This is a genomic window from Chitinophaga polysaccharea (assembly GCF_007829335.1).
Taxonomy (GTDB): Bacteria; Bacteroidota; Bacteroidia; order Chitinophagales; family Chitinophagaceae; genus Chitinophaga; species Chitinophaga polysaccharea_B.
In genome coordinates, this window is sequence record NZ_VIWO01000002.1 from 11,427 (window position 1) to 35,101 (window position 23,675).

The following is a 23,675-nucleotide window of genomic DNA, read 5'->3' on the forward strand; positions in this document are numbered from 1 at the left end:
GCTATGGCAAAGAAAACAAATACCACCAAATCCCCAAGCCTGTCTGCATTCTATAAACAACACCCTGATGTTGATATCAGCCAATATAATCTGGGAAGGAAAGAGGGCATCCATCAATTGAAAACCCATTTAAAGAAAAAGGGGGTGCCTGCCGGGGAAATGTCTGAAACAGTGGAATTGCTGAAAACGCAGCATAGACTGGGGCATCTTACCGGGGATGTTAAAACACAGGAGAAATTGATGTCCATGGGGCTCAATTCTGCTAACCATATTGCTCGTATACCGCGCAACGACTTTATAGCTGATCATGCAAAAAAGCTGAAACTGAGTCGTACGGATGCCGTGCAGATGCATAAAACGGCAACGGGCATACGAAATAAATCTATGCATCTCTGGGCGAGTCTCAGAGGCAGCGTAGTATCACCCTTCTACCGCAAATCGCCGTTGAATAACGTCAGTGCCGCTATTGCCGAAGAGTTCCAGGACCTGCCCAGTTATCAGGAGATGTTCGGAACACTCGATTTCTGCGGATGCCCGGAATGCCGCTCCATCTTCGGACCAGCAGCCTATCTCACTGACCTGTTACGCATCATCCAGGAATACGTGTATGAGCCCAATAAAGATACCATACCACCATCGCTGTATTTCGCTACCCGAAGACCTGATATCGGTGAAATAGAGCTTACCTGCGGCAACACCAACACCCTGATACCCTTTATTCAGATCGTGATAGAACGATTGGTGGCCTATATACAGGCGAAGCTAAAACTCGCTTCCCCAGATGCCGTATTCGAACAGGTGGCCACTACCATCAAATACCCCATGCAGCTGCCTTTCAACTCACCCATGAGTACCACGCAGATATTGTTTCAAAAGGCGGATGTTACTTTCGGAGCAGTACTGAGCGCATGGATGGCGCCTGCAAATATCAGTTCACCCCGCAATCTGGGTATCTCTCCTGAAGCCCAGAGCATTCTTATTACGCCGGTGACCACCAGCGCCGGCATTGCCCCTTTTTATAATGTAACAGATATTACGGTACTCAATATTGCAGATACGTTCATCGCTAAAACATGGATCAACTTTGCAGAATTGCTGCTCATACTCAACCAGGATCTGTCTGATGCGGAGCAGCAGGCTGGGCTTCAGGTAAACTTCTTCATTAATCAGGGATTGGCGGGTAAATGGGTATCCATCAAACAAGAAAAAGATAAACCTGCGGAATTGCTCAACCTGAATGTTGATCCGCTGGATCGCATCAACAGGCTGCGTCGTCTTTCGCTGATTACGGGCAAAACGATGATGGACCTCGACTGGATGCTGCGTTGTATTAAGAAGGGCAGCACACCCATTATTGACGATGCCGCCATCACCGGAGTGGATCAGCTATTGCAGCTGGCTACTACGCTGGAGTTAGACATGCTAAAGATCACCTCATTGCTGGGACCTATCAAAACATATGGGATCAGTGAAAATGCACTAGGCAGCCAGTTCGATCAACTCTTTAATAAACCGGGTGCTGTTGCAGAAAAAGATATTTATCATCCGTCCGGAAACCCACTTAATCCTGGGTACAAAAGCACGCCACTGCCATGGACCCCAGGCTCCAGCACCGGCGCCGATTTGGCGGCAATCAACCGCGTATTGCCTGGCCTGGGTATTGCGCTTACTGATGCTAACCTTTTAGGAGTGGCGCTCTATGCGAATAATCAGCAGCAGTTAACGGTAGACACGCTGTCGCAGTTATACCGCCATGTTACCCTCAGCAAAGCGTTGCAATTGACGATGCCCCGCTACCTGATCTTCGTCTCCCTGATGAAACTGGTGGATATAAAAGCACCTACCCTCGATGAGATCAGCAAAATGATCGCGGTATCAACATGGATGCAACTCAGCGGCATCACTGTATACCAGTTGGATTATATCATGAATGCAGTTAGCAGTGTGTATGTAAACCCGATGTACCTACCTGACCTGGTAGACGAATGGTTGCGCAGCCTTTGGGTAAGCGTACCCGCTGATTCGCCCACACTGGGCGCCGACATCACCGCGCAGGTGGCCATTCTTTTTGGCAGCGATAACACCATGCTTATGCCGGTGATGCAGATGTCCGTAGCCGCTGTGCCACTGCCTACAGGTGTTACAACCTGGGAGGAAGGATTTATGACTGCCGACGCAGATGGCAAAACCCCCAAATACAGCGATTATGTACATAAGGTACTGGCCTACGTTTCACGTTGGTTGGTGCTTTCCGGTGCATTGAGTACCACTGCCGCCACCATGGCTAATGTGGCTTTATGTCCCGCCGCCTATGAGCTGACGTCCAAATTTGATATCATCTCCCTAAATACTATCCAGGAGATAGATCTGGTGCAGCAGATGATGACAGTATACGGTGATCAGCAAAATAAGCTGCTGGCCTATATTCAGCAATCTACTGATGGCGTGGCCATTGATACACGCCTGCAGACGCTGCAAGATGCTACCGGTTGGAATCCGAAAGAAGTAAAATCTTTACTGGACGGGCCATTGAAAGATATATCTGTGCTGACAATACAGCTGAAAGACCTGCAATCCTGTTTTGAGCTGATGACCGCATTGGGAGTGGATACTATGTTTATGTCGACATTCGTGAGCACGATGTCGCTTCCTACTGTTGGCAACTGGACCAAATATCTCCAGGTGGCCGCAGATACACTGGCCAAAACTGCCGGCAGGTATGGCAGCGGCTGGGATGCCGTTAGCAACAGCATCAATGGCGATATGATGCTCGCCGTACGGGATGCCCTGCTGGTACTGGTAATGGCGCTGTTGAATGAGGATTATCCGGGTATTACTGCACCCAGAAATGTATATGAATTTTTACTGATTGATGTAGAGATGGGGGCCGAAACCCAGATCTCCTATATCAAAGAAGCACTGAATGCTGCACAAACTTACCTGCAACGCTGCCACCTCAGATTAGAGCCAGGTGTGACAGATATGTCGAGAATACAGCCGGTTTGGTGGGAGTGGATGATGAATTACCGGGTATGGGAAGCGAACCGGCAGATCTTTGTATATCCCGAAAACTACCTGATCCCCAGTTTGCGCACCAATACCACACCGCAGTTTACAACACTGGTGCAGGCGCTGCAACAATCGGATATTACCAAGGCGTATGTGACGAATGCCTTTACGAACTACATGAATGGCTTTGAAGAAGTGGCAGAACTGAAGCCTGTAGATGCTTACAGCACGGTAGTGGAAGGGGTGGATACCACCTTCCTGCTAGCCAGAACAAAAACAGACCCTTATACTTTTTATTATTGCTCACAGGAAGAAGGCCTGCCATGGTCCCCCTGGGAGAAAATTGATCTCAGTATAAATTCTCCCAACTGCTCCTTAGTATATGCGTTTAACCGGCCATTTATCTTCTGGAATGAAATAAAAAGAAGTAATGCTTCTGCTGTTTCCGGTACGGATGGCAGTGTACAAACGGATAACAGCATCACCTATACGGCGTCTGTATACTATTCTTTCCTGAATGTAGAAGGAGTATGGGTGCAAGCGCAAACCCTGGTAGATCAGGAAGTAGTACTTTTTGAAGCCCAGGATAACAGGAAAGTGAACCTGATGGACGAAAGTATCTTCGAAGGATTGTTCAACATGGACGCTCCTTATTGGAATAAAGTATATGCATTCAACGTGACGGCCGATAATTATGTCATCACACCCGGCAATAAATCCGAAGCAGAAAGACTGGTGGTGATGTATGGCCCTTGTATGCAGAATACTGGCAAGATGGTGGATGCACAGGCAACACCTCCTTCCAACGATCCTAATTCTGGCACCTTCTGGGAAAATCTCCACCGGCTCGCCGAAAACCATAATAGCATGGTCAAAGGGGAACTCTCCGGGAATGTTAACCTGCAGCCCGTATATGTGCTCAATGCGGGACTGGAAGATGGGGTGCTGATGAAGAGAACAGAATGGCTGATGGCCGACCCTTATGTGACGCAGTCGCTCATGTACCTCATCCACGGTGAAATGCAAAGCTCCGGTGATGTTATGCAGGTCTCACATACAGGGCAACCTATTACAGATAACCGGAATATTGTAGGCACCGTGAGTTTGAATACAACCAGCGCTGCTACCAGTCTTGATGGTGATGCTTTTATAAGTGTGGGTATATCTCCTGCGCAGAGCTCCTCCGTTTTCGCTGCATTGAAAACAGCGGGGGTAATAAAGGGAGATAATACAATAGATCCTGCGAAGATGCTGACCCTGGACCTTTTCACCGCGCTGAAACCGATGACGGTTTACAATGATTTTGGCCCGGCGCAATTCCCTGCGGTATTACAGGTGCTGTTCAGCAATATGGCGGCAACCCCGCTTTTTAGCGCGCTGGCTGATGCCCAGGCCAGGATATGCCCGGTGGAAGGACTGCCCGGTTCATTCCTCTTTTACGCCAGCGATGAAATATTCCTGCTCAGTCCCCAGCGTACGGTTCCTAATCAGCCCATGTTCAGCAACTTTGCCCGCGGGCTGACGGTGGGGCCTCCATTGATCTATGCTCCCTTCTGTATCATGAATTATCAGGGCACTACACCCGGAGCTATCAATGCAGATGCCTCTTCTAAAGTATTTGATGCGCTGGCAAAATTTAGCCTGATTGTCAATAACAGACCTGTCGCCAATATAACGCAGGCGATGGTGGATTTTGCCCTGGCCAACCTGGTATCTTTAGGCACCATCACAGAAGCACAGGTGCCTTATATCTTTAATGCATTGATCAATGCGCCGTTTCTCTTCGTAGAAGATTTCGTGGGCCCGAAAATGAATAAAGACGCGGCCACAAAGGTATACCAGGACTTGCAGAAATTCAGTATCATTGATCCGAATGGAAGAGTAGTAAATGCAAATGTTACGGGCCCTGCGGTGAGAATAGCCATGGGTAACCTGTTGCTGCTCGGAACGATCACGCAAAGCCAGATTACCAATATCTACCAGGTACTGGCCCATGCACCGATGGCCTTATCGTTGACCTACATCAATGATGGTGACGCAAAAACAAAGACATCTCCCGCTGACTATATTTTTAATGTAACGAGAATGTCCACAGGGGCCATCAATAAAGTGAACCGTGCTTTATTTGTAAATGGAGTAGATGCCTTGCTGACATTGAAGATGCAAGATATCCCGGTAATACCTGTACAGCCATTCGACCGATTTGCGCCTTCCCGCACCAATCTCAACTGGCCATCTGCGCTGGATGCTACCCAGGTGGATTTTGATGGATTGTATGGTCAATATTACTGGGAAATATTTTTCTTTATACCGATGTTGATTGCCGAAGGTCTCGCTACCAATCACCGTTTTCCCGAAGCGCAGGCCTGGATGCAGTATGTATTCAATCCTACGGTGGGAGAGGTGTTCGTGACACCCGATCTGATCTACAGGGAATCGGATATGCAAATATCTGAGCAACAGGGTACCATTATCGTTGCTACATTAAAATCCCATAACATCGGTACACCACCGGCTCCCATACTCAATGCGGCCGGAGAAGTAAATCCAGGCTTTAAAGCCAGCGATGACCTGGCATTCCTGAAAGTAGCAGATCCGTCGCTGACCGATGAACAGATCATTATGGTGCGCAACATCTTGCTGAATAACCAGCTGAATGCGCCTGCCAGCCACTTCTGGCAGTTCCGCCCTTTCCGGAATCATACCCTGGAATCCCTTTCTGATATGCTGTCGGATAGCAATCCTGCCATCAGAATTTATAACGATCATCCATTCGATCCATTTGCTATCGCGCGTTTGCGCATAGGGGCATTTGAGAAATCTGTCTTCATACAATATGTAGATAATCTTATTGCATGGGCAGATATGCTCTTCGCCCAGGATACCTGGGAAACCATTACAGCGGCGTATCTGCTCTACGTATATGCGTACGATTTATTAGGCCCTAAACCGGAGATGGTAGGCGAATGCCCTGGCAGCGACGTGGTATTGACCTTCAATGAAATATTGGCAAAATATCCGAATGGGATTCCCCAGTTTCTGATAGACCTGGAGAATTTTGTAAATGGTAACGGGTCCGATACCCCCATGCTGGGGCATGCTTTCAACGATTTGTATGTATACTTCTGCGTACCCGAAAATAGTGAACTGATGGCCCGCTGGGATACCATACAGGATCGTATGTACAAGATCAATAACTCCCTGAATATTCAGGGTGTGTTCCGGACACTGGCATTGTTTGAACCGCCACTAAACCCACTGGATCTGGTAAAAGCTGCAGCGGCCGGTAACAACGTGCAGATAAGCATTAACCCTGCTGCGCAATTGTCGCCATACCGCTTCTCCTCTGCCATATCCGCAGCAGATACGCTTTGCTCCGTTGTGATAGATCTGGGTAACGCGCTACTCAGCGCACTGGAGAAAAATGATGCAGCGGCGCTGGAAATGATTCGCAATACCCAGGAAGGACAAATACTCGATCTGACGACCAAGATAAAAGAAGATCACATCACCGAGTTAGAGCATACCATCGCCTCACTCAATAGTAACCTTAGCAGCGCCAATGAACGACTGACCTTCTATACAGATGTTATAGACAGAGGACTAAGCTCTTTTGAGCAGACCAGCCTGGATGCTGCTGCCGCTGCGATGGCATTCAATGTCCTGGGAAGCATCACCAAAACGGCGGCCTCTATTGGCTATGCGGTGCCACAGGTAGGATCTCCATTTGCCATGACCTATGGTGGTGAGCAACTGGGGAATGCCTTGAATGCCGCTTCCGGCGTATTTGAAATCAGCGCGGAAGTGAGTACTTATATCTCCGCGAATTCCGCTACCATGGGAGGTTATGAACGCCGTAAGGAAGATTGGAAGTTACAGAAGAAGATCGCACAGGCAGATGTCGATAGCATCACCCAACAAATCGATGCCGCCAATATGCAGTTATCGTCTGCACAACAAGACCTGGTGGTACAACTGAAATCCATCCAGCAGAACAAAGACATCGACAAATATTTAAGAACACAGTTTACCAACCAGGACTTGTATTTATGGATGATGGGACGTCTCGCTGCCGTGTATTACCAGACCTATACATTGGCCATGCAAACGGCTCGTCAGGCGGAAGCGGCCTATCAGCTGGAACTTGGTAGCAGCCTTACTTTCCTTTCTTTCGATTATTGGGATTCGTTCCACAAAGGGTTGACTGCCGGTGAAGGATTGCGACTGGCATTGAACAGGATGAATACCAGCTATCGTACCAGCAATACACGTTATCTGGAAATCGTGAAGAACATTTCACTGGCATCTATTGCACCACAGGCGCTGCTCGATCTCAAAACAAAGGGAGAATGCGATTTTGACCTGAAGGAATCCCTTTTTGATTATGATTATCCGGGACAATATCTGCGTATGATCGCTTCCGTTAGTGTTTCCATTCCTGCTGTGCTGGGACCTTATCAGAATATCAAGGCCACGCTGACGCAAAAAAGTAACTCGGTGGTAACTGCGCCGTCCATCGATGCGGTGAAATACCTGCTCGGAATTGATTCCACACCGCCATCAACAGGCCTGCGCCAGAACTGGAGAGCCAATGAGATGATTGCATTGTCTACCGCAGTGAATGACTCCGGGATGTTTGTCTTGAATTTTGATGATGAACGCTACCTGCCTTTTGAAGGAACAGGCGTGGTGTCCAGCTGGCATCTCTCTATGCCGATGGAAACAAATCGCTTCAATTTCGAACAGATTTCGGATGTGATCCTTACCCTGAACTATACCGCGGTGAATGATAATTCACTCGGTATACAAGTAAGACAGGCCCTCGGCCAGGCGCCACTGAATGGTGGTCTGTACGTAGATGCAAATACCCAGAGCAGCGCATGGTTTACCTTCCTGAACGACCATAGTAACACCACCAAACAAGCACTTACATTGAATCTTGATCTGGCGCAGCTGGGCTATTTTAAAACAGCCACCTACACCACCGTGATGGTGCAGTTCAATCTGGGACCGGGTGTCACTATTCCGAATGGCGCTACTTTCCTGACGATTAAAGCGGGCACACAGCCGGATCAAACGCCTCCGATCAACAATGGTATGATCAATATAACAGGACTCACCTGGAATGCCAAAACGATTCCGCCACAGTGGCGATTTGAGTTTGCATTGAATGATCCAAAGATAGCGTCCTTGCTGAAAGATGGGTTTATCGATGGCACCAAACTGATCGACATGCAGGTGATTGTATTGTATGAAGCAAAAGTATTTTAGAACATAACAATCATTTTTCAGATGAAAGAAATAAATACCGCACACCCGCTGGAAGAACAATGCACGGAGATGGCCGCTATCCTGGGTTTGGAAGAACCTGTTACTGAGCAGGTATTGCTTTCCGCACTGGCAAACCCGGTATATGCACATAATCTGCTGGTTTGCAGAAACGCCCCGGAGTTCATGCAACAGCTGCTCAAAAATCCTCCCAAAATAGTAGCAGAGGAGGGAGTGGTGCCAAGTACCGCTACCCTGATCTCCAATGCAGCTAAATCATTTGCACGCTGGGCGGCTACGGGGTTCTCCACCGTTTCCAATGAAACCTATGAACGCCGGCTCAGCGCCTGCGATGCCTGCCCCGACCTGAATGTGCCTCCTCCCAAACAGGGAGCACTATACAAAATGATGGGCGCCAAAGTAGATGAGCGCAAGGTATGCCGCAAATGTGGATGTGTAGTATCTGTGAAGGCGCGTCGCAATACAGATACCTGTCCTGAGCCTGATCCGCAACGTCCTGGCTTTAATCGCTGGCAGGAGCCCATTCCAGGCTGATATTCCCATCCGTAATTCCGGAAATTTTATTCCATAACACAAAATCCTATTTTATGGCAGAAGTAAAAGCAAAGCCCCAAAGGGCGGTGATCGCAGCATCTTACGATCCCAATACCTGTAAACAAAAGATCCTCGATGCGCAGCGTATTCCCTGTGATACCCTGAGTCTCCCTTACCATTGTGATACACTCACTGGCGTGGGGGGCGATTATCACCAGGAATGCGTAGATGCGGGTATCATTTATTTTCAAGTCCGTGTCGCCGTTTGTAGGAACGCTCCAAAAAATGAGTGGAAGTATTTTCCCCCTTCGACTTATTTTCAGCAGTGTAATGCACTCATGCAGCAAGACCCAAACTGGACCATGGATTGGTGTTACTGCTGCTGCGCATGTTTTGCAAAAGAAACATTGGTGGCAGTGCCCGATGGGTATGCGGAGATCTACACCATTCCTGTTGGAGCGGAAGTATTGACCGGATCAGTGAATGGAGGGATCAAACCAAAATGGGCCAGCTCCATCGTGAAATTGAGCATGGGAACCGGCGAAGGACCACAGCCCATGATGGTCTACATCGGCTTCGGTGCCGATCAGGCGAAAGATCTTATTTGTACACAAGACCAACCTTTCCTGCTGTCTAACGGAAAATATACTACTTCCAGTCGCCTGGTACCTGGAGATAAGCTGGTAGACAAAGAAGGGAATGACGTTGAGGTGGTATTTGTGAGCATGGGTAACTACAATGGCGCTGTACATCACATTGCTGCCGGAGAATTATGGAATAAAAATCCCGATGGACACCTCATCCTCACTGGTGGTGTTGTTGCCGGCGATTTTGAATTTCAGCTGAATTTCGACTCTCTGCCCAATGACAGGAAAGTGGATAATTATGACAAGCTGCCTCGTATCGGTACCGCTGAATATGATCAGAGTATGAAGAAGCACGTGGTTAAATCTGATGTCTTCTTCCATTTCAATCACCAGGCAACCACTGGCCCTGATGGTGGAAAAAAACGTACCGCCGGGGGAATGTTCACCACCTACCGCCGTCAATCTGCGCCTATTCCAGTAGGAGCACAAAGGTTATTGACACCCGCTCAGTCAGAAGACATCCTGAAAAAAGGAAAATTCATTTCCCTGGGAGATCCGATGGCACAGATAAATTATGATACTGTCCGCCGCCAACTGCAAGGCTCCTATCCAGATATTGTCTTCTACTACGATCCTTTTGACCTGATGCCGCAGGTATACGCATTTGAAGCCTATGGTCAGAAAGTAGTGATATTGACCGGAGGCTTGTCACGTCTGATAGGTTTCAACTATGAAGGCATCGCCATGGCAATGGGTCATGGTGTAGGTTGTTTCTATGGCGGAGAGCCTAAAGTGCTGGAAGGTTATTCAGCCGTAGGTCAGGCAGACAGATATTCCTTTAGTATCGTGGGCTCCAGACTATGGGTGAATACGCCTGCTTTCCAATACATCACGGCGGCCATCGACCAATGGGAATATATGTTTAGTCTCATTAGCCCGGAAAATGCGGGCGGTAATCCGCTGGATCCATTACACGATCCATCTATTGCCTGTCGCACCACCATTATTCAGAGCGCACCATTCGGCGGTGGATTGCCTGAATGCGCCGGTGGTCCTCCAGCAAAGAAAATTGAATTACAATTGGCCAGTGCCAGCAGTCTGACAAATGTTTCCCTGACATTCAGCCTGGCGCTTGATCCAACTACAACGGATGATCCCAAGAATTATGAGTTTGATCCGTCTGTGGAGGTAGTCACTGCCAAGAGAAATCCGCAGCGTGATTTTGTGGTAGACCTGGTAGTGAATGTACTGGAACCGGATGCCACCTATAAAGTGACAGCGAAGAACCTGAAATCGGCGCTTGGTACCGGCATAGATCCAAAATATGCTTCTACTTCCTTTAAGGCACCAGGAAATAAATGATGCTATAATTGCGCGTTTTTATAACCGGGTATGTTTTCTAACTGCCCGGTTTTTCATTGTCACAGCAGGAAACACCGCGGGGAGAGATGCCGAATTTTTTTCTGAACTGCCGGGAGAAGAAACCCGGATTACTATAACCTAATTGCTGGCATACCTCCACTACTTTGTATTTGCCTGATTCCAGCAGCTTTTTCGCATGCTCGAGTTGCTTTTCAATGAATAGTTGCTTAGGCGCAATACCATAAATTTTACCGAAGAGTAATTTATATTTTGATACAGACATATTGGCTTTCATCGCCAGCTCCTCCAAACCCGGAAATTCAGTTTCGATATTGTCGGTGATATAGGCAGCAGTACTATAGATGGCGTGCTCGTCGGCGCCATATACTTTATGCGTGGTTAGCAGGGGTTGGTTCGTTAGCATATCCTGGAAACCCGCCAGCAAGGAATAGGTGGCAGCGGTTAGATGCAGCCCGAAGGCCGCATGACGGATATTAATCTGATCCAGCTCATGAATGATTTTACATGCCCGTGGATCCATCTTATACTGCATAAAGATGGCGTGGAGAGGAGGATTAAACAGCTGGTACAAGGTTGCCTTATTCAATAACCGGACGCCCATTTTTAACGCAGATTTCTTCTTCATGATCAAACAAATCCCATGCTGCCTGGTACCTGATTTACCATGCTTCGCGGGATAAGTGGATTGTATCTGGGTACAATTCATCAAGGTAACGGTGTCCGTCAGGGAAAGCGGAAGCAATGCCGGAGATGACGGCAGGTAAAGGTTTTCCTGTTGGGAGAAATGTAAAAGACAATAGCCGTCATCATTGAGCATATTCAGGTGAACAGGAGAATGATATTGCAGGTTAGAATAATGTACTGCCATATTTTCATTCAGCTGTAAGTAACAGGATACACCTTCTGCAACGGAAGGATGTGCCCAGCATTTAATGATACGATAACCGCTGGCTGTATAGCCCATTTGCGTGCGCTCCATCAGCGCCATGCTAAGTGCTTCTATCCAACAGGGAGTAATTCCTATTTTGCAAGAAAAAATTAGTTCTTCCATGTCATTAAAACATCAACGAAACTGCAGTGAGAAAATAATTGGGTAAAATGGTTACTTTGATAATATTTTTTTGAGGGTATTGGGCTAATACGGGGGCGCTGTACCCGCTTCTGCACCAGGTAATTTAAAACAATTAAATGAAGACAAAAAATTTAAAACCAATAAAATAGGAGCTGATGCGATTCACAGGGTTCATTTAGTTCATGGCGCATGAACTAAATGATGAAAAACGTTGATGGCTGCAACAACAGCGCCTTTTATAAAGATGGGTTGCCTCAAAAACCAAATCCATCCTTTTGCGCATTTCCTGACTACCGGCGACTGCATCACACCTCATCAATTCCCCATTCTTTCATAGCATCATTACTAAAAATCCTCAGCATTTCGGGGTCTACTATCCTGGCACGTGCCGCCAGGAATTGATCCAGGTTGGCGCCATACATCTGTCGTACGCGTGTGGGGGTTAGTGTATTCATCTTCCCCCAATGAAAGGTAAAAGGAATGTTCAGCTGATCGAGCATATTCCAAACAGCTTCATAAAAGTGCGTTGTTTCGGGTGATAGTACGCCATCCAGTTCCAATACGCAGGTGACGGGGGCAAAATGTGTGAATGCCATGGTGGCTTTGGAAGCTTTCACAAAGCGGAAAGCAAATAGTCCTGCAAACGGCCCATCCGTTTTATTCACCTGCAGCAATCCGGTTATTACTTTATCTACCACAGAAACGGGGAGTCCTACTGCGGCACTGGATACTTTACCACGCAGGGTGGTGTTGTTGAATATTTCTCCCAGTCGCCCGTATTGTTGTTCACGTAGCGTGAGACTTGCTGCCAGCACTTTATTGACCAATAACGGTACGGCTGCCGGTAGTACGCCTGCCAGTTTACCGATAAAGCAGGGGGCATCGTCGCCGGGACCAATCCCTGCACCGTTAGGTTTGGGCTTGGTGTAGTCGTTGCGGTAAGGACGCTTGTACATAGTGGTCATGTAAGCACCTTTGTTGAGGTCATATGGATTAATAAGCGACTGGAAGTGGAAAGGGGTAACATTAGGATAAGGCAAATGCGGATACGTAAAATCAAGGGTGGTTAGCTGGTGAATCAGGGCGTCGTCGTAAGGTACGCGGCGCAGATAATATTCCAACAAATAGTCATCTTCAGCTTCGATCATAACGCCATGTATAAAGCCAAATGCGCCAAAGCTGACGACGGCGGCGTTAAACGCGTCGTCGTCGCGCACCATTGCTGCTCCCAGTTTGTTGGCAAAGGAGTCGGCCATAACAGGATAGGAGGCCCTTTCCAGCCAGATGTGCTTATCGGGGCCGGTAATGATATGCAAGCCCACCACGCCTTCCTGTACGGCGCCAAAGCCAATGGCAGCACCGTGTGTGCCTGTAGCAATGGCCCCTGCAATCGTTTGGCCGTTGCTGGCGCCACATGCCGACAGGGATAGTCCCCGCTGGTGGAGGAAGTCATTCAACTCCCAGATCGCGTTACCACATTGCGCAAGACAAAGCCGTTTGGCATCGCCGGTATAGGTAGCAGCCGTACTGTTGCTGTTAATGGTAAAACGGATATTGAGGGGTTTGGTATTGAGCAAAATGCCTTTGGTGGATGCTATCGGGGAAAATGACCAACTCCCGCCCAACGTGCGAAGGGAGGTATTACTTTGTATAGCGTTTTTAATGATTTGCTGAATGCCGCTGGTCGTATCATTATAATTCTGTAATGCCGTGCCGGTCACTTCATTGGCCAGGTCATAGAGATCTGTTACCTGTTGTGTAAAGGTATTATGCATATTACTCCAGGGGGAACTGCCGTGTTTAACAATTTTCATAGCAGAAGAATAACAGGGTGAGAAATAAGTTATAAGGAATCTACCTGTGCACAGGGCTTGGCGCATTTCCATTCTATCCTGACAGGGCAGTAAATACCCAACGTGCAAATGGTCAGCACGGCATTGCCGAAATTAGTTTTGACCGTCACCTCCGCTACTCCGTTTATACCCAGCGAGTCGCATACGGGCGTGCTGATCACCTGGGGATTGTTAAGGAGCCCCCAGAATAGGCTATAGGCCCGCTTGCTGTTTACCGGGGAAGTATCTGTGGATGGGAGTGCGTGCGTGGCCACGCGATAGGAATAACAACTGTTGATACACAGCATGCCGGCTACCAGCAGCAAATGCACGCCGTATCTATGGAATTTGGGGCTACGCATAGATTTATATTTTCTTAAATATACTACTTGTAAAGGAAATACCAGCGACAGGCTATCGTTCAGGCATAGCTGATCAGCTGAAAACCCATCGTTACTGCATGGCTATCGGAAGAAAAAATTCCCAGCCATAGGTCCTAAATAGCAACTTGCACGTCTTATTACAGAAAGGGGAATATTTCACGTTTGAAAAACACACCAACATCGCCCCATTAAAAGCTGTAAAACCAAATGAAACAAACGAAGTTTATCGGGTTAATGATCATTAACCTGCTATTGTGCCATCTTACCTTTGCTCAAAGTGTAAAAATTATTTTTGATACGGACATGGATTCCGATGTGGACGATGTAGGTGCGCTGGCCATGCTCCACGGCTTTGCCCATCAGGGAGACGCGGAAATACTGGCTATTATGGTATCCGGCCTTAACCCCTGGTCGCCGGGCGCAGTGGATGTTATCAATACCTGGTACGGCAGGCCGGACATTCCGATTGGCGCCGTGCAGCGATTCGGCGTATACCATAAGTCTAAGTATGCCCGCAGCCTTTGCGGGGAGTTTAAGCATAGTCCTCAATTGGACGAGCATACACCGGATGCTGCTATGCTGTATCGAAAGATACTGGCGTCCCAACAAGATACCAGCGTGGTGGTGGTTACGGTAGGGGATCTTACCAATCTTTCCAACTTGTTAAAGTCAGGACCGGACCAGTTTAGCGGGTTAAATGGCACTGACCTGGTAAAAAAGAAGGTAAAACACCTGGTTTGTATGGGAGGCCGATATCCGGCCGATCTGGATCCAAACCCGTGGGGCAATTTTAAACCAGACCCCTGTTCTACTCAACAGGTGGTGGCGGAATGGCCCACGCGCATCTATTTCACCGGAGGGGGTGCTTTTGCAGATAGCGTACAAACGGGGAGGATTTTTTTCCAGGAAAAATATAAACACACGCCAATGGCGCATGCATACAAACTTTTCCTGGAAGGATGGAACAGGAGCTGGCACCACAGTGCAGATATTATTGCCGTGTATGTAGCTGTTAAAGGGTACCTGCCTTATTTCAGGTTAGAAGACCGGGGCTACAACCATATTTTCGAAGATGGGACAAATGTATGGCGTTTAGCGCCAAGAGATAATCGACATTACCTGGTCAGCGAGTTTGCTGCAGGTATTGATCCCCGCAGGGTTGCGGAAAAGTTTGATTCGTTGATGGCGCCGCGAAGATAGCGCCCCCTGTATGCCTGAAGAGCTGATCAACAACAGTCATGAAGCACCCGGTCATCCACAATGACGAAACTCGGGCCCTGGCCTGATGCGGTATATTTAGCCGGTACTAGTGCTGCCGGCAGGCGAACGATGCGCATCAATATGCTCCCCTGGGAACAAAAAGTGACTTTTCTCAATTTTTGCATTGCAAAGTATCAGTTAAATCAAACAATATCGAAGGTACCTTTGCGCCATGAGAAGATCAACAGTTTCCCGCCCACGGATTAATTTTACGCCTAACCACGAGTGGATCGATGTTAATGGATCAGTCGGATTTGTAGGTATTTCTGCATTTAGGCTAAAAAATATTGAGAATATTATTAATGTTAAGTGGCTCAGCCCCAAGGGCATTATTGACCGGGGAACTGTGGTGGCTGAAATCTATACTCCCAACGAAATCATCCCCATACTTGCTCCCATTTCCTGCAAGTATCTGGGACAGAACCAGCAGCTATCCGGAAATCTGAACCTGATCCTGGAGAGCCCGCAAGACAAAGGATGGGTATTTTTTGTAACGCCCTTGAAATTTCACAACCAGGAACCTCTCTTATCGCCAGAAAACTACCAAAAGTTAATTCGGGGGAAGGTAGCCCATTAATTATTGCTAAAGAAAGCTGCCAGCCAGGTAATAATAGAAAGAAGATAAAAAGATATAGTATGAAGAAATCGGGTTTTATTTCAAGTATTCTAAAGAATAAATGTCCCCGCTGTAGAAAAGGGAAGTTATTTAAGAACGATAATCCCTACGATTTAAATAAAGTGCTGGATATGCAGGATAATTGCCCGGTTTGTGGTCAGCGGACAGAACTTGAGATAGGGTTTTGGTACGGAACAGGGTATGTAAGTTATGTGTTGGCAGTTATGTTTTCCGTTTTAAATTTAACCTGGTATTGGTTGATATTTGGTATAACGTGGAGAGATAATAGTATTTTCCATTGGCTCATAGTGAATGGTATTATACTTACTCTCTCAATGCCCGTGTTAATGAGGCTTTCCCGGACTTTGTACCTGACTTTTTATATAGGCTATGATCCTGAAGCAGCAGAAGACCGGCATTGATTTTTCTTATCCCGTATTCTGATCCGATGAACCATTTTTGAAAATCGAACACGGAATGCATCATAAAACATAGCAACGACAAGTATAACGGAAGGGATGAAAAACGTATAATATTTTAAATGCAGGAAGACATATCCTCCCAAAATACATCCGGCAAGAAAGAAAAATATGATCACCAACCGTAGCACAATTTTCTTTCGAATGCTGCCATTATTTTCAGGTGATGTTGAAACCAGCGCGTAAAGGTCAATCCCTAAATCTGTAAACATGCCGGTTAGATGCGTAGTTCTAACCACATTGCCTGAGATGGTGGATACCAAAGCGTTTTGCATGCCCATCGCAAAAAGAAGGCTGCCCGCAAAATATTCCGTTTTAATAATCGAGCGATCAAAAGTATACCCGAAGCTACCTACAAGCACAAGGATCGTAATTTCAGCTATTATGGGAACTGTATAGCCAAATCTCCTGTTTTGTCCTGATTTTCCGATACAAAAGCTGGAAAAGAATGCACCGGCCAGAAAAAGTACCAGCCATAAACCGACCATGCGCGCCGATCTCAGATCGCCTGTGGCCAATTTATGTGCCAGTAGCGCTGCATGTCCGGTTACATTGGTTGTCAATACGGAAAACGCAAATAGTCCGGCTGCATTCACCATTCCCGCCGTGAAGCATAGAAGCACTGCTAGTCGTACATTATGTCGGTAGTTCCGTTTCCTGCCTATATGACGAAGCATCTGTTATGTTACTTGTGCAATCTTACTGTTCTGATAAAAAAAATTAGCTGCTTATCCCCGCACTTTATGCAGTTAAAAGGATCTATTTATATAAATTAACGCATAGCGAAAACAGGCCCATTGTGTGCTGTTCCAATCAAGGGGAGATAAACGCTCTATCCAGCGCTGTAGTTGCGAGATGAAAGATTTTCGCATTCCCTGGTATCCGGCATGTTCAATACCATTGATAGCAGTTGAAATGATGCGCTCTACCTGCTCATTATTTTGGGCTAATTTCAATTTTTCCGTCACTGATAATAAATAACTATCCTTATCCGCTGTCATTACCTGGATTTTAATTATTAGTTATACCTATCTTTTTATCCACATTTTTAATAAGAAGTCTACTGTAGCATCCACTAATTGATAGCTGGGAGGAATTTCATCTTCCAGGCTGTGAAATGTTACCAGTCTTGTGCCGCCTGGTTTATTCTCCAGGGATTTAAACATAGAACGGGCGTAATAATTATATAAGCTGGTGGAATATTCAATTTGCTGGTCTATTTGTCCGTCATCAACCAGGTTTTCAAAAAAAGAGTTGTAAAAATAGAAATGGTCATATTCGTCGAAGTTCACCTGTGTGAAATTGCAGTTGATGAAATCGACATTTGCGGTACATGTTACTTCCCTGGCGGCCTGCGCGAAATGAAACAGTTCTTTTCGTTGCTCAACGCCCGAAAATGTTGCTTCAGGGAAAAAATATCCTCCTATTAAGCAAAACTTGCCCACACCACTTCCAATATCCAGGATTTTTTTACCTGTCCCGCCGGACAGAAATTTAGCAGACTTTTTTGCGACCTCCATGGGTGTCCAATGCCGTTTTGATAATTGCTGTATCCTCTCCGGGTATAGCCAGTCAAACGCCGCATCATTTGCATACCAAATGGGCTTCGACGGCATATTGTCTAATGTTGATTTGATCATAAATTTTGAGTAAACTGAATGTTAGCGTGAGCAATAAAAGTCAGGTGGCTACAAATGGTAACAAAAATTCATCAGGCAGCTAGCTTTCAGCACAATAACGCGGAGCAAAGCTAGGTGATATCTCTTCTCTTTTAATTGATACTTTTCAAGAGAAAAATTGAGAAAAATCAATTTTTACTCATTATGCTCACTTCCCGGCAGGTTATAAAAAAAGTGTGCATGGCTTAGCGCCATACACACTTTTTTTATAACCTGGGGGTATAATGACCTGGTTAGCGGCCCCCGATCAATATTTACAGCGCCTGGATATGCAGGTGATCGAGCGCATCGGCAAAGAGGTAGCGGATATTCACGCCTCGTCCCTGGGCATTATTGATCGCTGTGCGCAGGGTATTGCGTGATGCTTCATTGGTGATATGATTTAAGTCGGTAGCAGTGCTGCCGGTAGGCGAATGTTCATTCCAGCGGTTAGGCAGGAAGAAGTTACCTGTAGTGGGCAAATCCTGGTACTGCGTCATCAGGGTAGGCGGGTGAGTATCGTTATACACCGTGATATGCCTGTTGTAGGTGGCAAAATCATGTTCTGCACCGGCTCCATCTGCATATGGCGGCCGCGGCAGCCCTAATGCGTAAGCGCCGGGAGCCAGGTTATTGATGGCCACCACCACGGCATCCAGGCATTGCTGCTGGTTGCGGACGTCTATGCGTTTTCCATCAATATGGCTGATATCTACGGCTGTACCGTTAGAGTGATGGGAAGACGCCGGACGTATATAGCTGAGGATACTGAAGGCTGGGTTAGCGGTTTTGTTATGATCCAGTGAGAAGTACATAATCTGGGCGATGCTTTGCAGCAGCGGAAGTGATGGCGTGAAGGTGTTACCATTCAACGTATAATTGCCGTGATCCCTCACATATTCCAGTTGTTGCCGTATCGCCTGCGGAATAGATGCCCTGCTGGGGCCGGAAAGGATGTCGCTGGCAAATTCCTGGATAGTACTGCTGTTGGCTCCCGATATAGTTGGCGCGCCTGTGCTGCCGTTGCCGGAAGGCGCCGGCGTTGATGGCACATCAAAACGGGTAAGATTGTTACGGTCAATGAGCTGCACCAGGGTATCGCCATAATTGGGATCAGTGGCATATCCTGCCCGCGCAATTTCCCTGGCAAACTGGCGCCCGTCGTCTGTATGGCTGAATGCTGGCCGGTACCTGCTGTTATTGACAAGGAAATTGCCATGATCAACGAAGCTCTCTGCGGCATTGGCGTAAGACCGGAAGGTATCTTTTACCCGCCACCGGTATTTGACATTACCGTTGTTGTCGGTGAATTGTTCTATGGAGATAACTTCCGGGTAAGGGTGCCTGCTGCGGTCGTTATCGCTGTGCACTTCTGTAGTGGTTAACAGTTGTGTGGCGCCCGTCCAGTGCGCACCCGCTTTAATACCAAAGAAGTTGAAGCCGGGTGCATGCCTGCCCCAGCCCGACTCCAGTGCGGCCTGCGCCAGGGTAACGGAAGCGGGTACACGTGTTTGCCGCATACTATCTGTGGCATTCTGGCCATATTGCTGGATAAAATCGGACTGCACGGAAAAGTCTTCCGAGAAACGTTTGGCTTCGGCCATATAACTGGTATAGTCCAGGGAGAGCGATTGCGCAGCACCTGATACCGGCGTATTATACAGCGCAATTTCGGCATTGCGGCGGTTGATAAGCCCTTGTGAGTCTACCAGCGCACCGTTCTGCCGTATTTTTACCCACTTACGCATTTCTGTGGGAACGGCGCTGTAATTGCCCTGATTGAGCAGCCGGCGTAAGGTGGATCTCCGGAAATTATCGGTGCCAATATTGTATACAAAGCTCACCAGGGCATCAAACTGGTTTTGGTTGAGCGTTACAGTTACCTGTTGGTTAATGGCCTGCTGGAAGTCGTTGAGGCGGGCAGTAAGCAGTGCGGTAGCCCTGGCGTCGTCAATGCCGCTGAGATAAGGTTGTTCTGAAGGATCGCTGCCGTTACAATTACCTTTATGGATCAAAGTACCATAGCCTATCGTACAGTGACCTGCCTGGTCGTTGTACCGCTGTGCCCTGAACCCTTCCAGTCTTTTAATAAGATCTACGCCCCCGGATGAAATGACAGACATTGTTTCCGTGTAGTTATCGTCTGACAGCGAATGAGCAGCAGCTGTGCCTGCGGCGAAATGCACGATTTGTATCCTGCCATCCCAGGCCTGGCTTACGCGTACTTCTCTTTCAAATTTTACGAGGAAGTCGGCGAGCTTTTCCTGGTAGGTGGTGCCACTTGCCGGGTCAACAATGGTCAATTGGGTATCGTCGGCATTGCCATTACCACGGATAGCGGTCATCAGACGCGCGTGTATACCAAAGTGGGCATCGGAGCCTTCGGCAGTAGTAACCCATATGGGGCCGTAGCTGCGCAGCAAGTGTTCCCAACCAGCAACAGTGAGACTTTGCGGGTATTCGAACTGCATGCCGGCAGCCGTCAGGAAGGGTATTTTTTCTGAGGCGCTAAGGCCCTGATTATTTCTGAATTTAGTGAGATACATGGCGCCAATGTTGCCCATGGCTGTTTCAATGGAGAGAGACGCCTGCCGCCGCCAACTGATCATCATGGTGGCAACAGTAGCCCAGCACACCATGCCGGTTGGTTGCCGTAGCGGGGCTACCATGCCAGGTACCGTATAGTCTACAGCATCAAATGAATTAGCAAATCGATCTACAATAGATGCAGCACTGGCATAACCATTACGCCTGCGCTTTGTGCCTATCTGGCTGTCTATTTCGATGAAACGGTTTTCCATTTTAAACGGATTGTATAACTGAGAAAATTAAATTGCTTTGCCTAGTTCAAAATGCATCCCATCTTTATGCCCGTTGAAGTGGCCTCCCCAGAAAAAACCATGTTGGTTGGCGATAGCCACCAATTCCCTTACGCAGCCTGGTTGCCCCATCTGTGCAGGTTCCTGGCCAAATGGGTTTTGAGAAGCATTGATGTCGAATGCAGTGCCCCACGAGTGATTGCTCAGCGGCCTTGGATTGCGGTTTTCGGTGTGTCGTATAAAGCGTGCGGCGTATCCACCTTCAAAGGAAAGCACCCTGTCCAGTAATCCGGCAGCGTCCCACGCGGCCCAGAGGCGTTGTAGCCTGTCGGCTCCCGCGCGGTGGAAGAGGATGGTGCCATGCTGTATCGGGCGACCGTTCGCCTGCTTGCCGTTCAACTGGGGTATGCTCACGCTCATAATATTATCGTGTACCCAATTATCTGTTACACGGATGCCATCACCATTGAAGGTAGTGGGATCTGCCACATAGGCGAAAGTGCCAAATTCAGCGGCGCGTTCGGGTGCGTGCAACGGGCGTAAGTTGGTGGGCCTGGGAGGAAAGTCCGTAGCGGTAGCGCCAGGAGGGCTCATCTGTGTACTCGGCACTGGCTGCGCTTCAACGGTGGCTCCCGGTTGTCCCTGTCCCTGCTTGCGCATTTCATCGAGGTCGCGTATGAATTCGGTAGGGTCAAAGTCTTCCTGCTGACTCACCGGAGCAGGCGCAGGAGCAGGAGCGGCCGGCGGGGTAGGAGTGGCCGGTTGCTTGGCCGGTGCTTCCGGTACTTTATCAAATTCATTGAAACGATTATTCAGCTCTTCTGTATCTACCTGTATGGTGCCAAGATTGTAGGCATTGGCATACTTCATATTTTGAGCGATGCGGTCAAAAATAGCATGCTCGTTTTTGGCGCCAGGATCGGGCGCCGGCGCAGGTTTGTTGTCCTCAACAGATTGTTGCTTACCGATATCTTCCCGGTTGACGGTTTTCTTTGAAGCCGGATCATACACCTTTTTGCCGGAAAGTATAGCCTGCAGATCATTCACTATTTCTTCCTCCCTCGATGATAACGAGCCGCTGTTGTCGGCAGGGGCACTGGCGACAGGAGGGCTTTGCCGTTGTATGTCTTTAATATCGCTGATCAGTGCATCTGTATCCGGTTTATTGGAAGAAGGAACGTCTGCGGCTCTTTCGGTGTATAAAGGATCCAGCACATCGGTTTGCAGGTCCTGGTTCTGGCTTACCGTGGATGACGTGGATATGAAGTCGGTTCCCTGGTAGGGCGATTCATAACTATCATCATTATACGAAAATGATTGTACTACATATTCTTCACCACTGTTATCTTCCGCAACGGAATAAGATTGCACCACGTATTCATCAAAAACATCCCCGTCCTTATCCAGGGAGCTTGCCACGATATATTCCTGGAAAGGCTCGTTGTCTTTCCCAGGGAGTATTTCACCATTGTCGAAACTCATCGTCAGCGTCTTCCTTTTCTTCCTGGGCGGGCGATGACAGCCATAGTAACTACTCAGCACATCATCGTAGCAGGTGTAAGGTATTTGTTTCTTCTTCATATACGGTTAGCATTTTAGATCCGGATATTCATTTTTACCAGCGTATAAGGATCAAATGTCATGATCAGCTCTGATTCGTGTTGTGTGATATGTTGTTTATCCAGCAATATTTTCACTTCATGCGTATTAAACTCCATCACTTCTGCCAGCTGGTTGTTGATGACCGTTACTGGTGGATACCGCGGATCAAGCGTGAAGTTTTCGCCTTTTACATGCAGATACGGACGCTTGTTGTCATCCAGGGAGAGGCTGACCCCATTTACTTTTGGTGGCGTCATGTTCCTCCTGGATTTCTGGATCTGGTTAGCCAGTGTTTTGTAATCAATTTCATTATCGGATGCCCGCTGTATATCCACCTGCCTTTTTTCTACCTGTTGCAGGTCATCCACCGAATTGACGCCCATCTTGCGTAATTTATTGCGTGTTTTTTCATCTACACCTATGTCTTCTATTTTGGTATCATTCTTCAATCCAGAAATTTTGGTGGTAGCCCGCACCTGTTGATCTGTAATGGACCCCAGTTGTATATTCACTTTGGAAGCTCCCTGCTGGCCCGGCTGTGCGGTAATGAACCTGATCGTATCTCCATCAAAAGTGGGGAAGATATTGAGGTCAATAGCCAGATCTTTCACCGTGTAGGTCAGCGGTTTGTTGATAGCTTTGATGGCCAGCGTTTCGCGGGTTTTATCCAGCTCTACGACCAGCGAGTCGACAAAGTCTTCAAGATTCCAATATTTGTTGTCATTCGCCATGTTCCGGTGCGGTATATTTTTCAGCTTTTATCGTAACACTATGGTAAGACGGCAGGAAACTGGTATCCACCCGGTACATCGGGGGGATACTGCCTATCGTCACTTTACCGTTTTCATCCACACTTATATCCAGTTCTACCGGCGTTCCTATTTCTATTTCATAGATGTAGGAATGAACGCCATTTTCTTCGTCGGTAAAGTCTCCCGGGATGTCCAGCAGTTTGTCCACAATTTCCCGGAAGGAGATGAATGCTTCGTCTATCATGATACTTTTATTTTTGTAACCGGGTTCAATACCACTTTCACGTTTACTTCTATCTCAAAGCCTTCAAATTTGTAGGCTTCCGCAGCATCATCATCCTGCTTTGTTTCGTTGCTGTCGTCGTCCGACAAACCATATATATAAGGATAGTTCATATGC

General features: G+C 47.6%; 17 protein-coding genes. 6 read left to right on the forward strand and 11 right to left on the reverse strand.

The window, feature by feature from the left end; genetic code table 11:
- The first annotated feature begins 3 nt into the window (after window positions 1-3).
- The 3 genes from FHW36_RS08180 to FHW36_RS08190 are packed head-to-tail and all read left to right on the forward strand — an operon-like array spanning window position 4 to window position 10,781.
- Entirely contained in the window at window positions 4-8,280 is an 8,277-nt protein-coding gene (locus tag FHW36_RS08180) for a Tc toxin subunit A-related protein (RefSeq protein WP_145665427.1), read from the forward strand.
- 21 nt (window positions 8,281-8,301) lie between these two features.
- Entirely contained in the window at window positions 8,302-8,832 is a 531-nt protein-coding gene (locus tag FHW36_RS08185; RefSeq protein ID WP_145665430.1) for a hypothetical protein, read from the forward strand.
- Between the two features lie 53 nt (window positions 8,833-8,885).
- Complete coding sequence (locus tag FHW36_RS08190; RefSeq protein WP_145665433.1) at window positions 8,886-10,781, forward strand: Hint domain-containing protein; 1,896 nt, start codon at window positions 8,886-8,888, stop codon at window positions 10,779-10,781.
- A 37-nt stretch (window positions 10,782-10,818) separates the two neighbouring features.
- On the opposite strand, the gene FHW36_RS08195 is transcribed toward FHW36_RS08190, so the two are convergent.
- The 3 genes from FHW36_RS08195 to FHW36_RS08205 all read right to left on the reverse strand — a co-directional run bounded on the left by FHW36_RS08195 (window position 10,819) and on the right by FHW36_RS08205 (window position 14,068).
- Window positions 10,819-11,853 carry a helix-turn-helix domain-containing protein gene (locus tag FHW36_RS08195; protein WP_145665437.1) on the reverse strand — a complete coding sequence of 345 codons (1,035 nt, stop codon included), beginning with the start codon at window positions 11,851-11,853 and terminating at the stop codon, window positions 10,819-10,821.
- Between the two features lie 326 nt (window positions 11,854-12,179).
- Window positions 12,180-13,688, reverse strand: a complete 1,509-nt coding sequence (locus FHW36_RS08200; RefSeq protein WP_145665443.1) for an FAD-binding protein — start codon at window positions 13,686-13,688, stop codon at window positions 12,180-12,182.
- 29 nt (window positions 13,689-13,717) lie between these two features.
- Window positions 13,718-14,068 carry a Bor/Iss family lipoprotein gene (locus FHW36_RS08205; RefSeq protein ID WP_145665446.1) on the reverse strand — a complete coding sequence of 117 codons (351 nt, stop codon included), beginning with the start codon at window positions 14,066-14,068 and terminating at the stop codon, window positions 13,718-13,720.
- Between the two features lie 228 nt (window positions 14,069-14,296).
- Between FHW36_RS08205 and FHW36_RS08210 the strand changes: the two genes are divergently transcribed.
- From FHW36_RS08210 to FHW36_RS08220, 3 genes are all read left to right on the forward strand, one after another.
- Window positions 14,297-15,289 (forward strand): nucleoside hydrolase, encoded by a 993-nt coding sequence (locus FHW36_RS08210; RefSeq protein ID WP_145665449.1) that lies wholly within the window; start codon window positions 14,297-14,299, stop codon window positions 15,287-15,289.
- Window positions 15,290-15,521: 232 nt separating this feature from the next.
- Window positions 15,522-15,926: a hypothetical protein gene (locus tag FHW36_RS08215; RefSeq protein WP_145665452.1), complete on the forward strand. Its 405-nt coding sequence runs from the start codon at window positions 15,522-15,524 to the stop codon at window positions 15,924-15,926.
- A 59-nt stretch (window positions 15,927-15,985) separates the two neighbouring features.
- The gene (locus FHW36_RS08220) at window positions 15,986-16,387 is read left to right on the forward strand and encodes a DUF983 domain-containing protein (RefSeq protein ID WP_145665456.1); all 402 of its coding nucleotides are present in this window, start codon (window positions 15,986-15,988) and stop codon (window positions 16,385-16,387) included.
- Here FHW36_RS08220 and FHW36_RS08225 read toward each other — a convergent pair.
- From FHW36_RS08225 to FHW36_RS30450, 8 genes are all read right to left on the reverse strand, one after another.
- Window positions 16,354-17,121 (reverse strand): YoaK family protein, encoded by a 768-nt coding sequence (locus FHW36_RS08225; RefSeq protein WP_145665459.1) that lies wholly within the window; start codon window positions 17,119-17,121, stop codon window positions 16,354-16,356. The two genes, FHW36_RS08220 and FHW36_RS08225, sit on opposite strands and share 34 nt — an antisense overlap.
- A gap of 72 nt (window positions 17,122-17,193) precedes the next feature.
- Window positions 17,194-17,445, reverse strand: a complete 252-nt coding sequence (locus FHW36_RS08230; RefSeq protein ID WP_145665462.1) for a hypothetical protein — start codon at window positions 17,443-17,445, stop codon at window positions 17,194-17,196.
- Between the two features lie 27 nt (window positions 17,446-17,472).
- Window positions 17,473-18,084 (reverse strand): class I SAM-dependent methyltransferase, encoded by a 612-nt coding sequence (locus tag FHW36_RS08235; protein ID WP_145665465.1) that lies wholly within the window; start codon window positions 18,082-18,084, stop codon window positions 17,473-17,475.
- A 293-nt stretch (window positions 18,085-18,377) separates the two neighbouring features.
- Complete coding sequence (locus FHW36_RS08240) at window positions 18,378-20,903, reverse strand: glycoside hydrolase family protein (protein WP_145665471.1); 2,526 nt, start codon at window positions 20,901-20,903, stop codon at window positions 18,378-18,380.
- A gap of 27 nt (window positions 20,904-20,930) precedes the next feature.
- The gene (locus FHW36_RS08245; RefSeq protein ID WP_145665477.1) at window positions 20,931-22,502 is read right to left on the reverse strand and encodes a M15 family metallopeptidase; all 1,572 of its coding nucleotides are present in this window, start codon (window positions 22,500-22,502) and stop codon (window positions 20,931-20,933) included.
- Between the two features lie 14 nt (window positions 22,503-22,516).
- Complete coding sequence (locus FHW36_RS08250) at window positions 22,517-23,254, reverse strand: hypothetical protein (protein WP_145665479.1); 738 nt, start codon at window positions 23,252-23,254, stop codon at window positions 22,517-22,519.
- On the reverse strand, window positions 23,244-23,519 hold the full coding sequence (locus FHW36_RS08255; RefSeq protein ID WP_145665482.1) for a hypothetical protein: 276 nt from the start codon (window positions 23,517-23,519) through the stop codon (window positions 23,244-23,246). Before FHW36_RS08255 ends, FHW36_RS08250 begins: the two co-directional genes overlap by 11 nt.
- Window positions 23,516-23,671, reverse strand: a complete 156-nt coding sequence (locus tag FHW36_RS30450) for a hypothetical protein (RefSeq protein WP_186452346.1) — start codon at window positions 23,669-23,671, stop codon at window positions 23,516-23,518. Before FHW36_RS30450 ends, FHW36_RS08255 begins: the two co-directional genes overlap by 4 nt.
- Window positions 23,672-23,675 lie beyond the last annotated feature (4 nt).

Excerpts from the sequence above, each read along its gene's own strand:
- FHW36_RS08180 (WP_145665427.1), top strand. The coding sequence starts at position 4 with ATGGCAAAGAAAACAAATACCACCAAATCCCCAAGCCTGTCTGCATTC.
- FHW36_RS08185 (WP_145665430.1), top strand. The coding sequence starts at position 8,302 with ATGAAAGAAATAAATACCGCACACCCGCTGGAAGAACAATGCACGGAG.
- FHW36_RS08190 (WP_145665433.1), top strand. The coding sequence starts at position 8,886 with ATGGCAGAAGTAAAAGCAAAGCCCCAAAGGGCGGTGATCGCAGCATCT.
- FHW36_RS08195 (WP_145665437.1), bottom strand. The coding sequence starts at position 11,853 with ATGGAAGAACTAATTTTTTCTTGCAAAATAGGAATTACTCCCTGTTGG.
- FHW36_RS08200 (WP_145665443.1), bottom strand. The coding sequence starts at position 13,688 with ATGAAAATTGTTAAACACGGCAGTTCCCCCTGGAGTAATATGCATAAT.
- FHW36_RS08205 (WP_145665446.1), bottom strand. The coding sequence starts at position 14,068 with ATGCGTAGCCCCAAATTCCATAGATACGGCGTGCATTTGCTGCTGGTA.
- FHW36_RS08210 (WP_145665449.1), top strand. The coding sequence starts at position 14,297 with ATGAAACAAACGAAGTTTATCGGGTTAATGATCATTAACCTGCTATTG.
- FHW36_RS08215 (WP_145665452.1), top strand. The coding sequence starts at position 15,522 with ATGAGAAGATCAACAGTTTCCCGCCCACGGATTAATTTTACGCCTAAC.
- FHW36_RS08220 (WP_145665456.1), top strand. The coding sequence starts at position 15,986 with ATGAAGAAATCGGGTTTTATTTCAAGTATTCTAAAGAATAAATGTCCC.
- FHW36_RS08225 (WP_145665459.1), bottom strand. The coding sequence starts at position 17,121 with ATGCTTCGTCATATAGGCAGGAAACGGAACTACCGACATAATGTACGA.
- FHW36_RS08230 (WP_145665462.1), bottom strand. The coding sequence starts at position 17,445 with ATGACAGCGGATAAGGATAGTTATTTATTATCAGTGACGGAAAAATTG.
- FHW36_RS08235 (WP_145665465.1), bottom strand. The coding sequence starts at position 18,084 with ATGATCAAATCAACATTAGACAATATGCCGTCGAAGCCCATTTGGTAT.
- FHW36_RS08240 (WP_145665471.1), bottom strand. The coding sequence starts at position 20,903 with ATGGAAAACCGTTTCATCGAAATAGACAGCCAGATAGGCACAAAGCGC.
- FHW36_RS08245 (WP_145665477.1), bottom strand. The coding sequence starts at position 22,502 with ATGAAGAAGAAACAAATACCTTACACCTGCTACGATGATGTGCTGAGT.
- FHW36_RS08250 (WP_145665479.1), bottom strand. The coding sequence starts at position 23,254 with ATGGCGAATGACAACAAATATTGGAATCTTGAAGACTTTGTCGACTCG.
- FHW36_RS08255 (WP_145665482.1), bottom strand. The coding sequence starts at position 23,519 with ATGATAGACGAAGCATTCATCTCCTTCCGGGAAATTGTGGACAAACTG.
- FHW36_RS30450 (WP_186452346.1), bottom strand. The coding sequence starts at position 23,671 with ATGAACTATCCTTATATATATGGTTTGTCGGACGACGACAGCAACGAA.